General features: G+C 66.6%; 9 protein-coding genes. 5 read left to right on the top strand and 4 right to left on the bottom strand.

Annotated features, from left to right (window positions below):
- The first annotated feature begins 19 nt into the window (after positions 1-19).
- The 3 genes from smc to AC07NK_RS03200 are packed head-to-tail and all read left to right on the top strand — an operon-like array spanning position 20 to position 7193.
- Complete coding sequence (smc, locus tag AC07NK_RS03210; protein WP_495169117.1) at positions 20-3427, top strand: chromosome segregation protein SMC; 3408 nt, start codon at positions 20-22, stop codon at positions 3425-3427.
- A gap of 32 nt (positions 3428-3459) precedes the next feature.
- Positions 3460-5865: a glycoside hydrolase family 31 protein gene (locus tag AC07NK_RS03205; protein ID WP_495169116.1), complete on the top strand. Its 2406-nt coding sequence runs from the start codon at positions 3460-3462 to the stop codon at positions 5863-5865.
- Positions 5862-7193 carry an MFS transporter gene (locus AC07NK_RS03200; protein ID WP_495169115.1) on the top strand — a complete coding sequence of 444 codons (1332 nt, stop codon included), beginning with the start codon at positions 5862-5864 and terminating at the stop codon, positions 7191-7193. Before AC07NK_RS03205 ends, AC07NK_RS03200 begins: the two co-directional genes overlap by 4 nt.
- Before the next feature lie 142 nt (positions 7194-7335).
- Here the strand turns inward: AC07NK_RS03200 and AC07NK_RS03195 are convergent, their stop codons facing one another.
- On the bottom strand, positions 7336-9624 hold the full coding sequence (locus AC07NK_RS03195) for a glycoside hydrolase family 3 N-terminal domain-containing protein (protein ID WP_495169114.1): 2289 nt from the start codon (positions 9622-9624) through the stop codon (positions 7336-7338).
- Positions 9625-9818: 194 nt separating this feature from the next.
- On the opposite strand from AC07NK_RS03195, the gene AC07NK_RS03190 reads away from it, so the two are divergent.
- A complete protein-coding gene (locus AC07NK_RS03190; RefSeq protein ID WP_495169113.1) occupies positions 9819-10814 on the top strand; it encodes a LacI family DNA-binding transcriptional regulator in 996 nt (331 codons plus the stop codon).
- 30 nt (positions 10815-10844) lie between these two features.
- Positions 10845-12278, top strand: coding sequence for a glucoamylase family protein (locus tag AC07NK_RS03185; protein WP_495169112.1), 1434 nt, complete (start codon positions 10845-10847; stop codon positions 12276-12278).
- A 142-nt stretch (positions 12279-12420) separates the two neighbouring features.
- Here the strand turns inward: AC07NK_RS03185 and AC07NK_RS03180 are convergent, their stop codons facing one another.
- From AC07NK_RS03180 to AC07NK_RS03170, 3 genes are all read right to left on the bottom strand, one after another.
- Positions 12421-14244: a family 43 glycosylhydrolase gene (locus AC07NK_RS03180; RefSeq protein WP_495169111.1), complete on the bottom strand. Its 1824-nt coding sequence runs from the start codon at positions 14242-14244 to the stop codon at positions 12421-12423.
- Between the two features lie 8 nt (positions 14245-14252).
- Complete coding sequence (locus tag AC07NK_RS03175) at positions 14253-14927, bottom strand: DUF6445 family protein (protein ID WP_495169110.1); 675 nt, start codon at positions 14925-14927, stop codon at positions 14253-14255.
- A gap of 75 nt (positions 14928-15002) precedes the next feature.
- The gene (locus AC07NK_RS03170) at positions 15003-18059 is read right to left on the bottom strand and encodes a TonB-dependent receptor (RefSeq protein WP_495169109.1); all 3057 of its coding nucleotides are present in this window, start codon (positions 18057-18059) and stop codon (positions 15003-15005) included.
- Positions 18060-18070 lie beyond the last annotated feature (11 nt).

Genomic DNA, 18070 nt, shown 5'->3' with positions numbered 1-18070 from the left:
GCGGGGGCGGAGCCGGACGATGCAAATCAAACGGCTCCGCCTCACGGGGTTTAAAAGCTTTGTCGATCCCGCCGACTTGCGGATCGAACCCGGGCTGACGGGGATCGTCGGCCCGAACGGCTGCGGCAAATCCAACCTGCTCGAAGCGCTGCGCTGGACGATGGGCGAGAACAGCGCAAAGTCGCTGCGCGGCGCGGGCATGGAAGACGTGATCTTTGCGGGCACCGCGACGCGGCCGCAGCGCGACTTCGCCGAAGTCTCGATCCTTGCCGAGCAGGTCGGTGACGATGGCGAACTTGAGGTCGTCCGCCGGATCGAGCGCGGTGCGGGATCGGCCTATCGCATCAACGGGCGCGATGTCCGCGCCAAGGACGTGGCGCTGATCTTCGCTGATTCGGCCACCGGCGCGCATTCGCCCGCGCTGGTGAGCCAGGGACGGATCGGTGCCATCATCATGGCCAAGCCGGGCGAGCGCCGGCAAATGCTGGAAGAGGCGGCAGGCATTTCGGGCCTGCACGTCCGGCGCAAGGACGCCGAGCAGAAATTGCGCGCGACCGAGACCAATCTGACGCGGCTCGACGAGGTGATCGGCGATCAGGAAGCGCGCGCCACCGCGCTCAAGCGACAGGCGCGGCAGGCCGAACGCTATCGCGAGCTTTCCGACAAGATCCGTACCGCCGAGGGGCGAATGATCTTTGCGCGCTGGCGCGAGGCGGCGAACGCGGCGGACGCGGCGAAGAAGGAGGCGGGCGTCGCCGAGGCGCTGGTCGCCGAACGGACACAGGCGCAGGAGAATGCGCTGACGGCGCAGCGCGAAGTCGCGGACCGGCTGGCCGCGGCGCGCGGCGCGGCGCTGGCGGTACGCGACCGCGCGAGCGAGGCGATGCATGCGCTGGCCGGGCTTCGCAGCGAGCGCGCGAGCGTCGAGCGGCGGATCGCCGAACTGGCCGACAGCGCCGCCCGGCTTGAGGCGGACAAGGGTCGTGAGGGCGCGCTGGCGCATGACGCCGCCGATGCGCTGGCGCGGCTGGAGGACGAGGCAAAGACGCTCCAGAGTCGCATTGCGGAAGCGGAGGGGCGGATGCCGTCGCTCGAGTCCGCGCTGGCGCGGGCCGAAGGCGAATCGCGCGACGCCGAAGTGGCGCTGGCCCAGTCGCTTTCCGCGCAGGCGAGCGAGACCGCCGAAGCGCGCGTCGCCGACGCTGCGTTCGCCGCTGCACGCGGACGCGTGGAACGCGCCGAGCGCGAGGTCGCGCGCGTGGCTGCCGAGTTGAGCGCGCTGGGCGACCCCGCGCCGCTCAGGGAAGCGCGGACCAAGGCAGCGGATGAGAAGGCCAAAGCCGAACGCCAGGCCGAGACCGCGCGCACCGGGCTTGCGCGCGCCGACGCGACCGAGCGCGGGGCGATCGATGCGCGGACTCGCGCGCAGACCGTGCGCGCGGGCGCGCATGCCGAGCTGGCGCAGCTCGACAGCGAGGCAGCGGCGCTGGCCAAAGCGACGCGGCCGAGCGGCAAGGACCGGCTGCTCGACAAGTTGAAGGTCGATTCCGGCTATGAGCGCGCGCTTGCCGCGGCGCTGGGCGACGATCTCGAGGCAGGGCTCGACCCGGCGGATGAGCGGCATTGGGCGGGCGCGGAGGCGCTGAAGGGCGATCCCGGCGCGGTGGCGGGCAGCACGCCGCTGGCGCGGCATGTCGAGGCCCCGGCGGCGCTCGCGCGGCGGCTGGCACAGATCCTGGTGGCGGAGAGCGACGACGGCCAGCCGCTCGCGGTGGGGCAGAGGCTGGTGACGCTCGCCGGCGTGCTGCGGCGCTGGGACGGCTATGTCGCGCGGAGCGGCGGTGCGGCAGCGGCGGAGCGGCTGGAGCGCGTCAACCGGCTGCGCACGATCGAGAAGGAACGACCCGCGGCAGTGCGCGCGGTCGATGCCGCCGATGCCGAGCTGGCGCGGATCGAGGGCGACATCGCCGAGGCGCGACGCGCGGCGGCGGAATGCAAAAGGCTGCTCGACCATAGCGAGACCGCGGCACGCGAGGCTACGCGGGCGGAGGATCGCGCGGCGGCGGCGCTCGAACGGCTCGACGGGCAGCGCGCGGACCTGGAGGCGCGGCGTGGGCGGACGGCGGCGGAGCTGGAAGAGGCCGGTGGCGAATTGAAGCGTGCGGAAGCGGCGCGGGCGGCACTGCCCGACGGGAGCGCGACGCGGGCAAAGGTGGCGGCGCTGACCGCCGGGGCGGAGGCGCGGCGCAATGCTGCAGCGAATGCGCGGGCCGAACGCGGAAACCTCGAGCGCGAGATGGCCGCGGCGCGCGAACGGGCGGCGGCTTCGCAGGCGGAGAGCAAGAGCTGGCGCGCACGCGCCGGGGAAGCGGCGAAACGCATCGCGGAGATGGACAAGCGCGCCGTGGAACTGGCCGAGGCAGCGGAGGCGCTCAAGGGCAAGCCCGCCGAGCTCGACGATGCGACCCTGCGCGCCGAGAAGGCGAACGAGGAGGCACGAATCGAGAGCGCTGCGGCACAGCTGGCCGAACGCGAGGCCGAGGCGGCGCTGCGCGAGACCGAAGGCGCGGTGCGCGCGGCTGGCGAGGCAATGGCCGAGGCGCGGGAAGCGCGCGCGGGTGCGGTGGCGCGGCACGAGAATCAGGAAATGCGCCGCGTCGAGATGGGGCGACTGTCGGGCGAGCGCTTCGAATGCCCGCCACCTCTGCTGCCCGAACGCGCGGGCTTTGCCGAAGAGACGGTGCGCGGGCCGCAGGACGAATCCGCCGCGCACGACCGGCTGATCGCCGAACGCGAGCGGATCGGTCCGGTGAACCTTGTCGCCGAAAGCGAACTGGCCGAGCTGACCAGTTCGGCCGAGACCAACGCCAGGGAACGCGACGAACTGATCCAGGCCGTGCACCGGCTGCGCGGGAGCATCGGCACGCTCAACCGCGAGGGCCGCCAGCGGCTGCTCGCGGCGTTCGAGGCGGTCGACCAGCATTTCCGGCGGTTGTTCACGACATTGTTCGACGGCGGGCAGGCGCATCTCGAGCTGATCGATTCGGACGATCCGCTCGAAGCCGGCCTCGAGATCATGGCGCAGCCGCCGGGCAAGAAATTGCAGTCGCTGACGCTGTTGTCGGGCGGCGAGCAGGCGCTGACCGCAGTGGCGCTGATCTTTGCCTTGTTCCTGACCAACCCGGCACCGATCTGCGTGCTCGACGAGGTCGACGCGCCGCTCGACGATGCCAATATCGAGCGCTTCTGCGACCTGCTCGACGCGATGACGCGCGAAACCGCGACCCGCTACCTGATCGTCACGCACAATGCGGCGACGATGAGCCGCATGCACCGGTTGTTCGGCGTGACGATGGTCGAGCGCGGAGTGAGCCGGCTGGTGTCGGTCGATCTGGGCGGCGCCGAGTCGCTGCTCGCCGCTGAATAACGATAGAGTACAGGCGTATCGGAGAGGATCGGATGAGACTGCTTCTGACAACCTTGTCAGCGATCGCGTTAGCCGCACCCGCCGCAGCGCAGGTGCGGGCGCTGGACGATGGCGTCGAGGTGACGCGCGGCGAGATGGCGGTGCGCGTGACGGCGCTGTCCGCATCGGTGCTGCGCGTGCGGATGGCGCGTGACGGCAAATGGCCCGAAGATGCGAGTTGGGCAGTGCCCGCCGAGGTCCGGGCGCGAACGGCAAAGGTGATCGCGCGCACCGACGGCTTCGACACCGATGCGCTGACGGTGAAGGTCGATCCGGCGACGCTACGGCTGACGGTGCATGAACGCGGCGGGCGGCTGGTGGTGGCCGATGCCGCCGATCCGGTGATGCGCGCGGACGGCAGTTTCGAGCTGAGCCAGAAGATGCCGGTGGGCGAACGCTATTTCGGGCTGGGCGACAAGACCGGGCCGTTCGACCGGCGCGGGGCAAGCTATGTCCACTGGAACACCGACACATTCGGCTATGGCCGCGAGACCGACCCGACCTACAAGTCGATCCCCTTCTACGTCACCACCGGCGGCGGGTTCGGCAGCTACGGTCTGTTCCTCGACAACCCGACGCGCAGCTGGTTCGACTTCGGGCACCGCACCGACGGCGAGCTTCGGGTCGGTGCGCCGGGCGGCCCGGTTGACTATTATGTGATCGCGGGGCCGATGCTGTCCGAAGTCGTCCAGCGCTATCACGGCCTGACCGGCAAGGCGCCGCTGATCGCGCCCTGGGGATTCGGCTATCAGCAGTCGCGCTACAGCTACATGTCCGACACCGAAGTGCGCGAGTTGGCGGCACGGCTGCGCAAGGAACGCATTCCCACCGACGTGATCTGGCTCGACATCGATTTCCAGGACCGCAACCGGCCTTTCACCACCAACCCGAAAACCTTCCCCGATCTGCCCAGACTGGCGCGCGATCTGAAGGCCGACGGGATCGGGCTGGTGGCGATCACCGACCTGCACATCGCGCATGCCCCGAGTCAGGGCTATGCGCCGTTCGACAGTGGCGCCGCGGGCAACCACTTCGTGCGCACCGCCAAGGGCCGGAGCTATGTCGCACCGGTATGGCCGGGCGATTCGCTATTCCCCGATTTTACGCGGGATGCGTCACGCGAGTGGTGGGGCGGACTGTACAAGGATTTCGTCAGCGCCGGGATCGCGGGCTTCTGGAACGACATGAACGAGCCGGCGATCTTCGAGACGCCAAGCAAGACGATGCCGCTCGACAATGTCCACCGCATCGAGGGCGACGGATTCGCGACGCGTGAGGCGAGCCATGCCGAGGTACACAATGTCTATGGCATGCAGAACAGCCGGGCGACGTTCGAGGGGCTGACCAAGCTCGATCCGCAGGCACGCCCGTTCGTGATGACCCGCGCGACCTATGCCGGGGGGCAGCGTTATGCGGTGACCTGGACCGGGGACAACAACGCCAGCTGGGATCACCTCAAACTGTCCGTCCAGCAGCTTGTAAACCTTGGCCTGTCGGGCTTTTCGTACAGCGCCGCCGATATCGGCGGGTTCACCGGCGGGCCGAGCCCCGAGCTGCTGACGCGCTGGATCCAGATCGGCGCCTTCACACCGGTGATGCGCGTGCATGCCGCCAAGGATACGCCACGCAGCGAGCCATGGGTCGACGGGCCGGAGCATCTGGCGTTGCGGCGCACGGCGATCGAGGAACGCTATCGCCTGTTCCCCTATCTCTACGCCGTGGCTGAGCAGCAGGCGCGGTCGGGGGACCCGATTATGCGCCCGGTGTTCTACGGCTATGAGAGCTCAGGCTGCGATTCGCCGATGAGCTTCACGTTGGGCCGCGACCTGATGGTCGCCGCATCGCCCAAGCCCGAATCGCCGCAAGCCTATGATGTGTGCCTGCCCAAGGGCGGGTGGTATGATTACTGGACCGGGCGTTCGGTGGTGGCGACAGCGGGCAAGACCGCCGACAGCGTGACCGAAACGCCGCGGATCGACCGGCTGCCGGTATTCGTGCGGGCAGGCGCGATCATCCCGCGCCAGCCGCTGGTGCAGAGCCTGAGCGAGACGCCGAAGGGGGCGCTCGAGCTGCTGGTCTATCCGGGGCTGGATTGCAGCGGCACGATCTATCTCGATGATGGCAAGGCCGACGCGATCGCGCGCGGCGCCTATCTGCGCCAGAGCTTTCGCTGCTCGACGACGCCGACCGGGCTGCGGATCGATCTCGACCCGCGTGTGGGCAAGCTCAAACCGTGGTGGAACGCGATCGCGATGACGGTGCATGCCGTTTCGGATCTGGGCGCGGTGCGCTTTGGGCGGCGGAAGATCGCGGCGGAACTGGACGAGAGCGCCGACCGCGTCCGCTTCACACTGCCCGATTCCGCCAAGGCCGCAACGGTCACCGTGACCGGGCCGTGACTCCGGCACGCCCGTCCCGCGCGCGCCTGACCCTGTTCGCCTTCGGGGACTTCGCGTTCAACCTCTACTGGCAGAGCGCGATGCTCTTCCTGCTGTTCTATTACACCGACGCGCTGGGGCTGCCGGTGACGGCGGCGGCGGCGATCTTCATGGCGGCATCGGTGTGGGACGGGCTGGCGAACTTCGCCGCCGGGCTGCTCGCCGACCGGCGCGAACCCAAAGGCGGGCTGGGGCGACTGGTGGCAATCGGCGGGGTGCCGCTGGGACTGGGGTTCGTGCTCGCCTATCTGCCGCCCGTCGTTCCCGGATGGTGGGGGATGGTCGGGGTGTTCGCTGGGCATATCGCGTTCCGCACCGCCTATGCCTTCATCAACCTGCCCTATCTGGCGATGAGCGCGCGGGTGAGCGCAGACAGCAACGACCGCGCCTATGTCGCCGGGATGCGGATGCTGTCGGGGACACTGGCGGCGGTAGTGGTCGCGCTGGGCACGGTGCCGATCGGCACCATGTTGTTGGGAACGAAGAGCGCGGCGGACGCCTATCTTGGCGCGGCATTGCTGTTTGCGGTGGCGGGCGCGGCGATCCTTGGCTGGGTCGGCGTCACCTATCGCGAGGCCGATGTCCCCGAGCGGCGCGAGCCGGTGCCGGTGTGGACCGCGCTCAAGGCAATTGCGGGCAATCGGGCGTTCGTGACGCTCAATCTGGCGATGGTGGCGATGATCGTCGCAGTGACGATCCTCAACAAATCGGTGCTCTATTATTTCAAATATTTCCTGAGCGACGAGGGTGGCGGGCAGCTCGCACTGGCATCGATGAGCGTGGTGAGCGCGGTGTCGGTACCGGTGTGGATGCTGCTCCAGCGGCGGCTGGGAACGCGCGCCTTGTGGTTCCTTGCCGCCGCCGGAGCGATGGCGGGGCTGTCACTATTCGCGCTGTTCGACATTCATCGTGCCGGGGTGATGCAAGCCTATCTGATGGCGATGCAGGCGATGGTCGTCGGGCTCAACTTCGTCTTCTGGGCGATGCTGCCCAACACGATCGAATATGGCGAGCAGCGCACAGGACTGCGCGTCGAGGGCGCGGTGTTCGGGATGGCGGCACTGCTGCAGCGGGTGGCGATCGGGATCGCGACGGCGATCATCGGCCTGGGCTTCGAAAGCGCGGGCTATGTCGCGAATGTCGATCAGAGTGCGGGAACGCTGACCGCGATGCGGCTGACGATCGCACTGGTACCGCTGGGCTTCCTCGCGCTGTCGTGCCTGTTGATGGCGATGAACCCGCTGGGGCGCGGGGAGCATGCGCGGATCGTGAAGGATCTGCGGAGATAGGAGACTGGTTCAGCAGAGCTGAACCGTCTCTGCACCAGCGGTACTGCGTAAACATGATCCGGCACCGCCCCGGGGAGGGAGGGGGAGCGGTGCCGGACCCCCGGCCGCACCAAGAAGACTTGGGGCCGGGAAGGCGTTGCGATCAGGCGGTCAGCGTGAAGGTTGAACGGACCCCCTGTGCCTGTGCCGAAGGGGCGATCCACACGTCGAACAGGCCCGGCTCAACGGTGGGCTTGAGATCCCGGCCGATGAATTCGAGCTGCTCGCGCCGGAGTACGAAGCGCACCGTTTCTGATGCACCCGGCGCCAGTGCGACCTTGCGGAACGCCTTCAGCTCGCGGACCGGGCGGGTGATGCTCGCGGTGCGATCGCGGATGTAAAGCTGGACCACTTCTTCCGCCGCACGTGTGCCGCGATTGGTGACCGTGGCGGTGAAGGCGATCTCGCCGTTCCACGCCAGATTGCCCTTGTCCGGGGTCAGGCCGGCATATTCGATCTTGCCGTAGGTGAGGCCGTGGCCGAACGGGTAGAGCGCCGAGTTCGGGATCGAGCGGTAATGCGTCTTATACTCCTCGAGCTTGTCGTCGCTCGGGTTCGGGCGGCCGGTCGGCTTGTGCGAATAATAATAGGGCTGCTGGCCCGGCTCGCGCGGGAAGCTCATCGGCAGGCGGCCCGAGGGGCTGTAGTCGCCGAACAGCACGTCGGCGATCGCGTTGCCGCTTTCGGACCCGAGGAACCAGGTGACGAGGATCGCGGGGGCGTTCTTGACCGCGCCCTCGAACGCCAGTGCGCGGCCGTTCTTGAGCACGACGATCACCGGCTTGCCGGTCGCGGCGACCGCCTCGGCCAGCGCCTGTTGCGGCGCGGGGACGGTGATGCTGGTGCGCGACTGCGCTTCGCCCGACATGCGTTCGCTCTCACCGATCGCGAGCAGCACGACATCGGCGTTGCGGGCAGCAGCGACCGCGGCCTCGATCCCGCCGGGAAGCGGAGCCTCGACCTCGGAGCCCTTGACCACGGTGATATCCGCGGCCTTGCCGAGCGCGTTGCGCACGCCGGTCTCGAGGTCGATCGCGAGCTTGTTGTCGCCATAGACGCACCAGGGACCGTTGAGGTCGTGCTGGCCGGCGGCGAACGGACCGATGATCGCGATCTTCTGCCCGCCCTTGCGCAGCGGGAGGATATCGCCTTCGTTCTTGAGCAGGACGATCGACTTCTTCGCCATCTCGCGCGAGAGCGCCAGCGTCGCCTTGGTGCGACTGCGCGCGGCTTCGCGCTTTTCGTCGATGCGGCGGAAGGGATCCTCGAACAGGCCGAGCTTGGCCTTGATCGCCAGCACCTTGCGCACCGAATCGTCGAGCAGCGCCATCGACACTTCGCCCTTTTCGACGAGGTCGGGCAGGTGGTCGCGATAATAGCCGCTGGTCATGCTCATATCGACGCCGGCGAGGAAGGCGATCTTGGTCGCCTCACGCGCGTCGGCGGCGAAGCCATGGTCGATCATCTCCATGTCGCCGGTGTAATCGGAGACGACGAAGCCCTGATATTTCCACTCGTCGCGCAGCACCGTGCGCATCAGCCATTCATTGCCGTTCGATGGCACGCCCGAAATCTCGTTGAACGAGGCCATCGCCGACAGCGCGCCGGCGCCGAACGCCGCCTGGAAGGGCGGGAAGTAAATCTCGCGCAGCGTGCGTTCGGACACATCGACGGTGTTGTAGTCGAGCCCGGCCTCCGCCGCGCCATAGGCGGCGAAATGCTTGGCACAGGCCATCATCGTGTCGATCGCCTTGAGGCTCGCGCCCTGGAAGCCCTTGACGCGCGCCGCGGCGAAGAGGTTGCCGAGATGCACGTCCTCGCCCGCGCCCTCCATGGTGCGACCCCAGCGCTGGTCGCGCGAGATGTCGACCATCGGCGCGAAGGTCCAGTCGATACCCGCGGCGGCGGCTTCGTAGGATGCGGCGGCGGCGGTCTTCTGCGCCAGCGCCGGATCGAAGCTCGCGGCCTCACCCACCGGCACGGGGAAGATGGTGCGGTGGCCATGGATGATGTCGGCGGCGAAGATCATCGGGATCTTGAGCCGCGAGTCCTTCATCGCCGCGGTCTGCATGATCCGGCACATATGCGTGCCGCTGCCGTTGAACACGCCGGTGATCATGCCCTTGCGGACTTCCTCGACCTGCTGCTCGAAGTTCGCATTCGAACCGCTGGCCGGATTGATCACGGTGCTGCCGCCCCAGGCCGAGGCCATCAGGCTGAGCTGGCCGGCCTTTTCGGCGAGCGTCATCTTCGCGATCAGCGCGTCGATAAAGGGGGGAACCTCGACATTCGCAGCCTGGCTCATCAATGCGCGGGCCGGGCTGTGGAGCCACGCCGCGATCGCACCTGCGCCCATCAGCGCCGCGCGGCGGGAAATCCGGTTGTCGAGCATTGTCTGTCCTCTCCTGAACGCATCGCGCCTCGGCGCGTGGTAAATGCTGGTTGAATGCCGCCCCTGTTTCGAAGCCCGCTTTAGGGGTTGTCGCGGCAAACCGTAACCGGTTACATGACGCCGAACGAGATAATTTGCAATCGCGAAAGACCCGCCCGAGAACGGATGTTTCAACGAAGCGGAAGAGGGGACGAATGGCCGAGGCGACGATTCGCGATGTAGCACGCCGGGCACAGGTATCGATCGCATCGGTATCGCGCGCGCTGAACGGCCTGGGCAATGTCCGTCAGGAGACGCGCGAGCGGGTGATCGCTGCCGCCGCCGAGCTGGGGTATGTGCCGCACGCCGGCGCGCGCAGCCTGAGCCTTGCCCGCGCGCACGCGGTGGGGGTGGTGCTGCCCGATCTGCACGGCGAATTCTTCAGCGAGTTCGTGCGCGGGATGGACCGCGAGGCAAGCCGGCGCGGCTATGTGCTGCTGCTGTCCAACATCCATGACGAAAGCGAGCAGGCGGCCAATGCGCTGCGCGCGATGCGCGGGCGGGTGGATGGCCTGATCGTGATGGCGCCCCATCTTTCCGCCGAAATGCTGCAGGCGGCGCTGCCGCCCACCCTGCCTTCGCTGTTTATCAACGGCCCCGAGGAGATCGATGACCGGCCGACCATAAGGCTCGACAATGTCGGCGCGATGGAAGCGATGATCGCGCACCTCGCAGCCGGTGGCCGCAGCCGCATCGTCCACATCGCCGGGCCCGAAGGCAATGTCGACGCCCGCGAGCGCGTCGAAGGCTATCGTGCGGCGATGGCGCGTCACGTGCCGGGCGTCGAGCCCGTCGTGCTTGCAGGCGACTTCTCGGAGGAAGCGGGCGAGGCCGCCGCGCGGACGATCATCGACAATGCAATCCCCTGCGACGCGGTGTTCGCCGCCAACGACATGATGGCGATCGCCTGCCTTCAGGCGCTGCAGAATGCGGGTGTCGATGTTCCCGGAACGATCGCGGTCGCGGGCTTCGACGACGTGCCGCTCGCGCGGTACCTCCGCCTGACTACGGTGCGCGTGCGGATCGCCGAGATGGGCGCGCGCGCGATCGAACGCCTGATCGACATCCTCGAAGGCGGCCCCGCAGACGGACGCGCCGAGCGCCATGGCACCGAACTGGTCGTGCGCGGCACCACCGCGGCGCGCGAATGAACCACAGGAAACTCAGGAGAGGATTGTAAGATGCGTATCCCGATCACCCGCCGGTCCCTGCTCGCCGCGCCCGCGCTGGGCGCCGCGGCGCTGACCCCGGCCTGTGCGCGGCCGCTGCTGGCCGAGCCGGCCAGGCCGGCGCTGCCCGGCTGGTATGGCGATCTCGAGAAACGCACCTTCGACTTCTTCTGGCAGACGGCGAACCGCAAGAACGGGCTGGTGCCCGACCGCTGGCCGAGCAAGTCATTCTGTTCGATCGCGTCGGTCGGCTATGCGCTGACCGCCTATCCGGTGGGGGTCGAACGCGGCTGGGTGACGCGCGCCGCCGCCGCTGAGCTGACGCTGACCACGCTGCGCTTCTTCTGGAATGCGCCACAGGGGCCGGAACCGAGCGGCACCGCCGGGCACAAGGGCTTCTTCTACCACTTCATCGACATGGAGACCGGCCACCGTTTCCGGACCAACGAACTTTCCAGCGTCGATACCACCCTGCTGTTCATGGGCATCCTGTTCGCGGGCGAATATTTCAACGCCGACAACGCTGTCGAAGCCGAGATCCGCAAGCTGGCGCACGACATCTATGCCCGTGCCGACTGGAATTTCTTCCGCAGCGACGGGCGGGCGCCGATCTCGATGGGCTGGCATCCCGAGAGCGGCCTGATCCCGGCAAGCTGGCAGGGCTATAATGAGGGGATGTGCGTCTACATTCTCGCACTTGCTTCGCCGACGCACGCGGTGCCGGCGAACAGCTGGGACGTGTGGACGGCGAAATACGACCATTGCTGGCGCGGCCAGGGCGACACCCGCCACCTCGCCTTCGCGCCGATGTTCGGTCATCACTACAGCCATGTCTGGGTCGATTTCCGCGGCATCCACGACAAGCCGATGCGCGAGGCCGGGCTCGACTATTTCGAGAATAGCCGCCGCGCCACCTATGCCCAGCGCGCCTATGCCATCGCCAACCCGATGGGCTGGACGGGCTATTCGAAGGATATCTGGGGCCTGACCGCGTGCGACGGGCCGGGCGGCTACGAGCTGCCGTTCAAGGGCCGGACGGCGACGTTCCGAGCCTATTCGGCGCGCGGACCACTGGGTCAGCCCGACGAGTATGACGACGGCACGATCGCGCCGACCGCGGCGCTGGGATCGCTGCCCTTCGCGCCCGAAATCGTGATTCCGGCGGCCGAGGCGCTGCGCAAATGGCCGGGGCTGTACAGCCAGTATGGCTTCCTCGATTCGTTCAACCCGAGCTTCACCTGGACCGACAAGCCGCTCGCCAATGGCCGGATCAACGGCAAGAACGGCTGGATCGATACCGACTATATCGGCATCGATCAGGGACCGATCCTGCTGCAGGCGGCGAATTATCGCAGCGATTTCGTGTGGCGGGTGATGCGCGGATCGAAGGTGGTACGCCGCGGGCTGGAAGCGGCCGGGTTCACCGGCGGGTGGCTGGCAGGGTAGGCTTGCCGTCACTCCGGCCTTGTGCCGGGGTCCACTGGGAGGCGACGTCTGGAAACGAGGTTCCAGTGCAGTCCTCGGGGCAGCGTGGACCCCGGCACAAGGCCGGGGTGACGGTTTAGGGGCGGGTTGGGCGACCGGAGCCTCAGCGGATCCGTACCGGCTTACTCCGCTTGGACACGCCGGTTTCGTTGAACGCTTCGACCGCGGCGTAGTAGCCGACGCCGAGATTGAGCGCGCGGATATCGAGTTTGGCATCTGCGCCCAGCTCGTCCGTGAAGACCTGATAGGTCAGGGTCAGCCGGTCGGGCCGCACGCCCCACATCACGTTGTAGCCAACCGCGCCCGGCACCTTGCGCCAGGTCACACGCGCATTGCGTTGATCGGTGTCACGAACCGCCGCGACGCTGCCCGGAACCACCGGCACCGCGCCGTCGGCGTTGCCGAACACGCGCAGATCGTTGATCGCAAGATGCGCGCCGCCGATATGGCCATGGACGTAGCGGATATAGCGGATTTTCGCGGGCGCCTTCAGCTCGAGATAGGCGTTGGGACGATCGCGGCGCGGCCCTTCGGTCTGCGCGATCTTCGACCAGCTCTTGCCGTCCGCCGACCCGTCGATCCGGAATTCGGTATAGATGTCGGGAGCGTCGGCGAAGCGGCCAGCCTTGTAATCGGCGAAATTGACCTGGACCGCACGCACGGTCTTCGCCGCACCCAGATCCATCGTCAGCGTCTCGCCCGGCCGTTTGCTGCCCGCGACCCAGAAGCTGCGCGGGTTCTCGTCCGCGGCGCGACTGGCGGCGAACTCGCCAAGGGTCGAGGAGGCGGTGAGCGGCTTACGGTAGGAGAGCAGCATCCAACCGGTGAAGAGTGATTCGATATCGTCGACCTTCCCCTCGGGCGCCCAGTGCGGGAAGTCGCCGAAGCGCGAGGAAGACCACATCTGCCCGTCCGCCTCGAACCGGGTCGGGAACAGGTTGATGCGGCGTTCGAAGGTCCAGTTGGCGCCGAGCCATGGCGTGCCGGTGTTCCACCAGTTGCCGTGATTGTCCTCGAACGTCGAGCCGTGCCCCGCCCCCTCGACGAACCCGCCGGGCTTGTAGGCGACCGGGTTCCACGGCGCGTAGGTCCATGGCCCCAGCGGCGATTTCGAGGTGTAAGTGCCGTTGGCATAGGCGTTATACTCGGTGCCGGGCGCGCCATATTGGAGATAATAGGTGCCGCCGACCTTCGTCATCCACGCGCCTTCCATGAACGGCGCGATCGGGGTGCCGTCGGGCAATCCGCCCGAATGATCTTGCCCGAACCGCTCCCAGCCATGCTGATCGGGATGAAGGCGGAACATCTCCTTCGCCGGCCCCTTGTAGATGAGCTTGCCGTCCTTGAACTCGATCTCGAGCCCGTAGAGCGGATAGACGTTGGACGAGTTCCAGTAGAGGTACCATTTGCCGTCATCGTCGAGGAACAGCGCGGGGTCCCATGGCCCGGGCGGGATCTCGCCGGGCTTCATCTTCTCCTCTTCGCCCGGGCGCACCTGTCCGGGGAGGCGCGGCATACGGCGCACGAGATAGTCGAGCTTGCCCGTCTCGGGCGCGTCGGAGACATAGATCGCGCCCGGCTCCATCATCGACGGCATCAGGTAGAGCCGCTCGCCGTCCGACCACGCCGCGGGTGCGACGAAACTGTTATGCTGCCAGCGGCTGGGGGTGATGAAGGTCCAGTCGGCGAGATTGGTCGAGCGCCAATAGCCGTCGGCGAGCGTCTGAAAGAGATAATAGGCACCCTTATGCCGCACGATCACCGGATCGGCGCCGGTGCGGTACGAGATGCCCTCGTTCACCTGCTCGAAATTGTAGCGGTAGTCGATGTCGATCGGGTTGGCATAGGTGCGCTTGCCGGGCTGCGCGCTCGCGGCGGCGGCCAGCGTGCCGAACGCGATCATCAGAGCGGCGGCGGTCTTGAGCATCGGAAACCTCACTGGATGCGGATGAAAAGATTGGCGGTGAGCCGGCCCTGACGCGGATCGGCGCTGAACTTCATGCCATTGGGAATGATCCCCGAATGGAGCAGCGCGCCGCGATAGATGACGAGCCGGTCGGGCACCGCGTCGATCCGGCCGATCTGATCGAAATACGCGTTGCTGGTGTTGGTGTAGCCGGTGAGGTCGGCGCTTTGCGCTTTAGCCGTGGCAATGAAGGCGTCGCAATTGGCGTCGTCGACCAGTTCGATCCCCGTCGAGCGCTGGCGATAAAAGGCGGTGCCGCTCCCGGGCGTATCAAAGAGATAATGGAGCAGCGCGATGTAGTTGGGATCGGTGGAGTCGAAATGCGGCGCGCGCTGTGCCGCGATGAGCGCGTCTGGCGCGGCGGTCACGATCGAGAAGCTCGCCTCGACCAGATCGAAGCTGTCCGTGTCGAAGGCGCCGCCGATGAAGGGCGCTGCAGCCTCGAGCAGGCGGCAGACATAGGCATAGGCCTGTGAATCGGCCTCGCTCACGATCCGGCGCAGGCCGGGATAATAGGTTTGGCTTAGCGGAAAGGGCGCAAGCGCGGCTGCAATGGCCACTACCGCTGCCGGATCGCCAGTGATCCCATCGACGGTGACGACGGGCTGACGGCTGTGGCCGAAACGGTGCAGCTCGGGTTTCACCCCCTTGTCTCCCGGCCCGACAGGAACTGGGGGAGGAGGCGTCAGCCCCCTCCCCGGAACGCCCCGATCCGAAGATCAGAACTTATACTTGAGGCCCGCCTGGAAGCTGCGGGCATTGCCGACCGTGCCATTCTCTTCGAACGTCGGGTTCACGCCGCTGCCCGAACCCCAGGCCGAATAGCTGCGGTTGACCGTGTCGAAGACGTTGAACGCCGCGAAGCTGGCTTCGAGGTCGTGGCCCCACGGCATCTTGAAGTTCTTCGCGATGCGCAGGTCGAGGTTGGAATAGGCGAAGGTCTCCTTGGGGAAGAACACACCGCCCATATTGCCGTAGCAGCAGGCGCCGTCGGGCTGGTTGGGCAGGCCGAAGATGACGTTGCCGAAGGCCGGACCCGAGCTGAGCGTCAGCGTACCCGACAGCACCGTGTCAAACGGGCCGCGAACGATGCCGGTGCCGACGAAACGGTATTTCTCGACCCCCTGCACCCATCCCCAGCCATAGGCATCGACCGAAGCGCCATTGTAGAACTCGTCATTGTTGGCGAGTTCCTGCGCGACATTGGTACGGGCGAACTGCACGGTGACCGCTGCGGAGAAACCCCAGCGCGAACCGGCCACGAACGGTTTTTCGGCGGTGAGGTAGATCGCGTTGTAGACCGCCTTGCCGCTGTTATCGCCGATATTGAGCTTGCCGTTGAACCCGGCGAGATCGCCCTGCTTTGCCGCACACGCCGCATAGTCGGTGTCGGGGAAATTGTCCTGGATCCACGCATTGCCGCCATCGGTGCAGCCGATCACGTTACCGGCGCCATCACGCTGCAGCACCCGGCTGTACCAGCCGTTCGAGAAGCGGTTGCCGCGCACGAAGCGGAAAACGTTGTGGCTGCGGATGTGCGAATAGGTGAGCGAGGTCTGGATCTCGCCGAACCGCTTGCGCACGCCGATGTTGAACTGATCCGAATAGGGCAGCTTGGTCTTGTTGTTGAGCAGCCAGATATCGCCGCCCACGCCAAGGCCAGCCGCGGCGGTACGCAGCGCATCGACATTGCGATAAGCCGGATTCCACACCAGCGTACCGCGCGGCAGGACGCCGCCGTTGCCGGCGCGCAGCGTCGCGCAATTGGCGATACCGCCGGTGCCGCCCTCGGTGCAGAAATCAGCCTGAACGACGCGCTCGTGCCGGGTTTTGATCGTCTCGATGCCCGAAGTGATGAACAGCGGGCGGTCATAATAGCGGCCCGCGCCGGCAAAGAAGACCAGGTCGCGATCACCGTTGACGTCGTAGCTGACGCCGATGCGCGGCTGGAACGCCCCCCAGAACGGATCGCGGTTCTTGCCGGTCGAGATATAGTCCTCGGCATTGATCCCAGCCGCCTTCCAGCCCGGATAGGCGCGCAGGGTTGCGGCGAGATCCGCCGGCGTCACGAAATTCTCGTTCTTGGCGTTGGTCTCGAAATCCCAGCGCAAGCCGAGGTTGAAGGTCCAGTGATCGTCGAGCGTCCAGTCGTCCTGCACGAACAGGCCGATCTGGGTGTTGTTCGCGCGGCCCGGCTCGAACTCCTTGACGTTGATGCGCGCGCCATAGGGCGTGGAGCTGTCGAAGCCGGTAAAGCCCGTGGCGTTGAAGAAATAGCCGCCGTTGCTGCGATTGTCCTCAAGCCGCTCATATTTGTTGAACGACAGCTTGGCGCCCGCCTTGATCGTGTGCGCACCGCCAAAGAAGGTGACATTGTTCTTGATCGTCCACGACTTTTGGGAGTCGTTCTGCTCGAAGCTGCCCGCGCCCAATGCGGCGACGGTGCCGTAGTCGGGACCGGCAGACAGGATGATCTCTGGCCCGGCGCTTCCGCGCCGCGCGCCGTTTTCGACGGTGCTGTACGAAAGGAACAGCTCATTGAGCCAGTTGGAACCGCGATGGCTCCAGTCGAGCTGGAAGTTCTTGACCTTGTTGTTGATCGGGCCGCCATGACTCGGCACCGAAGTACCGCCGACGCCGCCGATATTGGATTCGTCGCGAATGAAGGCCGAGAGGTTGACCGTGTCCTGCGCCGAGGCGAACCAGGTCAGCTTGCCGAAATAGAGCTTCTGGTTGAAGTCGAGCCCGTAGCTGCCGTTATATTGCGAGATCAGGTTTGCCGGCACCGGCGACTTCAGCTCGACATTGCCCGAAGGCTTGGTCTTGTCGGTCGCCTCGAACGCACCGTAGAAATGCAACACGTCCTTGATGATCGGCCCGCCCAGATCGGCGCCATACTGCCAGCGGCCATAGTCCGGCTTGGGGTTGGTGCCGTTGGGGTTATTGGCCTTGCCCGGCCGGTCGAAATAGGGGCGACCGAAGAATGATTTGGGCTGCCATTCGCCGAACAGCGTACCGTGATATTCTTGGCCGCCGGTCTTGGTCACTGCGGTGATGATCGCCGAGCCGGCCTGCTCATACTCGGCTTTGAAGTTCTGGGTGTTGACCGCGAACTCCTGAATCGCGAGCTGCGGGAAGGGATTGCCTTCCGAGAAATTCTGCCCCGACAGGCCACCATGGTTGATCGGGTTCTTCATGCTGAGCCCGTCGATGAACACATTGGTCTGATCGGGACTCACCGCGCCCGCCTGTACCTGCCGGTTGCTGCCCGAGGGCGATACGCTGACGCCCGGCGCCAGCGCCGCGAAATTCAGGAAGTTGCGATCGTTCTGCGGCAGATTCTCGATCTGCTGGGGCGAGACGTTGGTGGTGATCGTCGCCGTGCGCACTTCATTGCGGCCACGGCGTCCGGTGACGAGGACTTCCTGGCCGTCTGCAGGTGCGGCTGCAGGCGGTGCGATATCGTAGACAACCGTCTGGCCGACCGGAACCACGACGGATTCCGCCTCGATGCCCGGTGCCTCGACACGATAGGTACCCGGGCGCAGACCCGGAACGAAGTAATTGCCGTTCGCATCGACCGTCGCGGTAACGGTTCGTCCAGTAGTGTTATCGGTAATGGTAACCGTCGTGCCCGCCGTCGCGCCCTCGACATGGCCGCGCAAGGCAGAGCTGGTCTGTGCGAAGGCGGAAGTGCTGAACATCAGTGCGGCGGCAAAGGCGCCCGCCGAAACGCCGCGGACAAGAGTCGAACGCTTGCTACGGAAATCCGTCATCAATCTGCTCC

The sequence above is a fragment of the Sphingomonas sp. GW821-FHT09B04 genome (assembly GCF_059418285.1).
This window is presented reverse-complemented; position numbering and strand designations above follow the sequence as displayed.

Coding starts and splice junctions, on each gene's coding strand:
- AC07NK_RS03195 (WP_495169114.1), bottom strand. CDS start 9,624: ATGCTCGACAACCGGATTTCCCGCCGCGCGGCGCTGATGGGCGCAGGT.
- AC07NK_RS03205 (WP_495169116.1), top strand. CDS start 3,460: ATGAGACTGCTTCTGACAACCTTGTCAGCGATCGCGTTAGCCGCACCC.
- AC07NK_RS03180 (WP_495169111.1), bottom strand. CDS start 14,244: ATGCTCAAGACCGCCGCCGCTCTGATGATCGCGTTCGGCACGCTGGCC.
- AC07NK_RS03185 (WP_495169112.1), top strand. CDS start 10,845: ATGCGTATCCCGATCACCCGCCGGTCCCTGCTCGCCGCGCCCGCGCTG.
- AC07NK_RS03170 (WP_495169109.1), bottom strand. CDS start 18,059: ATGACGGATTTCCGTAGCAAGCGTTCGACTCTTGTCCGCGGCGTTTCG.
- smc (WP_495169117.1), top strand. CDS start 20: ATGCAAATCAAACGGCTCCGCCTCACGGGGTTTAAAAGCTTTGTCGAT.
- AC07NK_RS03190 (WP_495169113.1), top strand. CDS start 9,819: ATGGCCGAGGCGACGATTCGCGATGTAGCACGCCGGGCACAGGTATCG.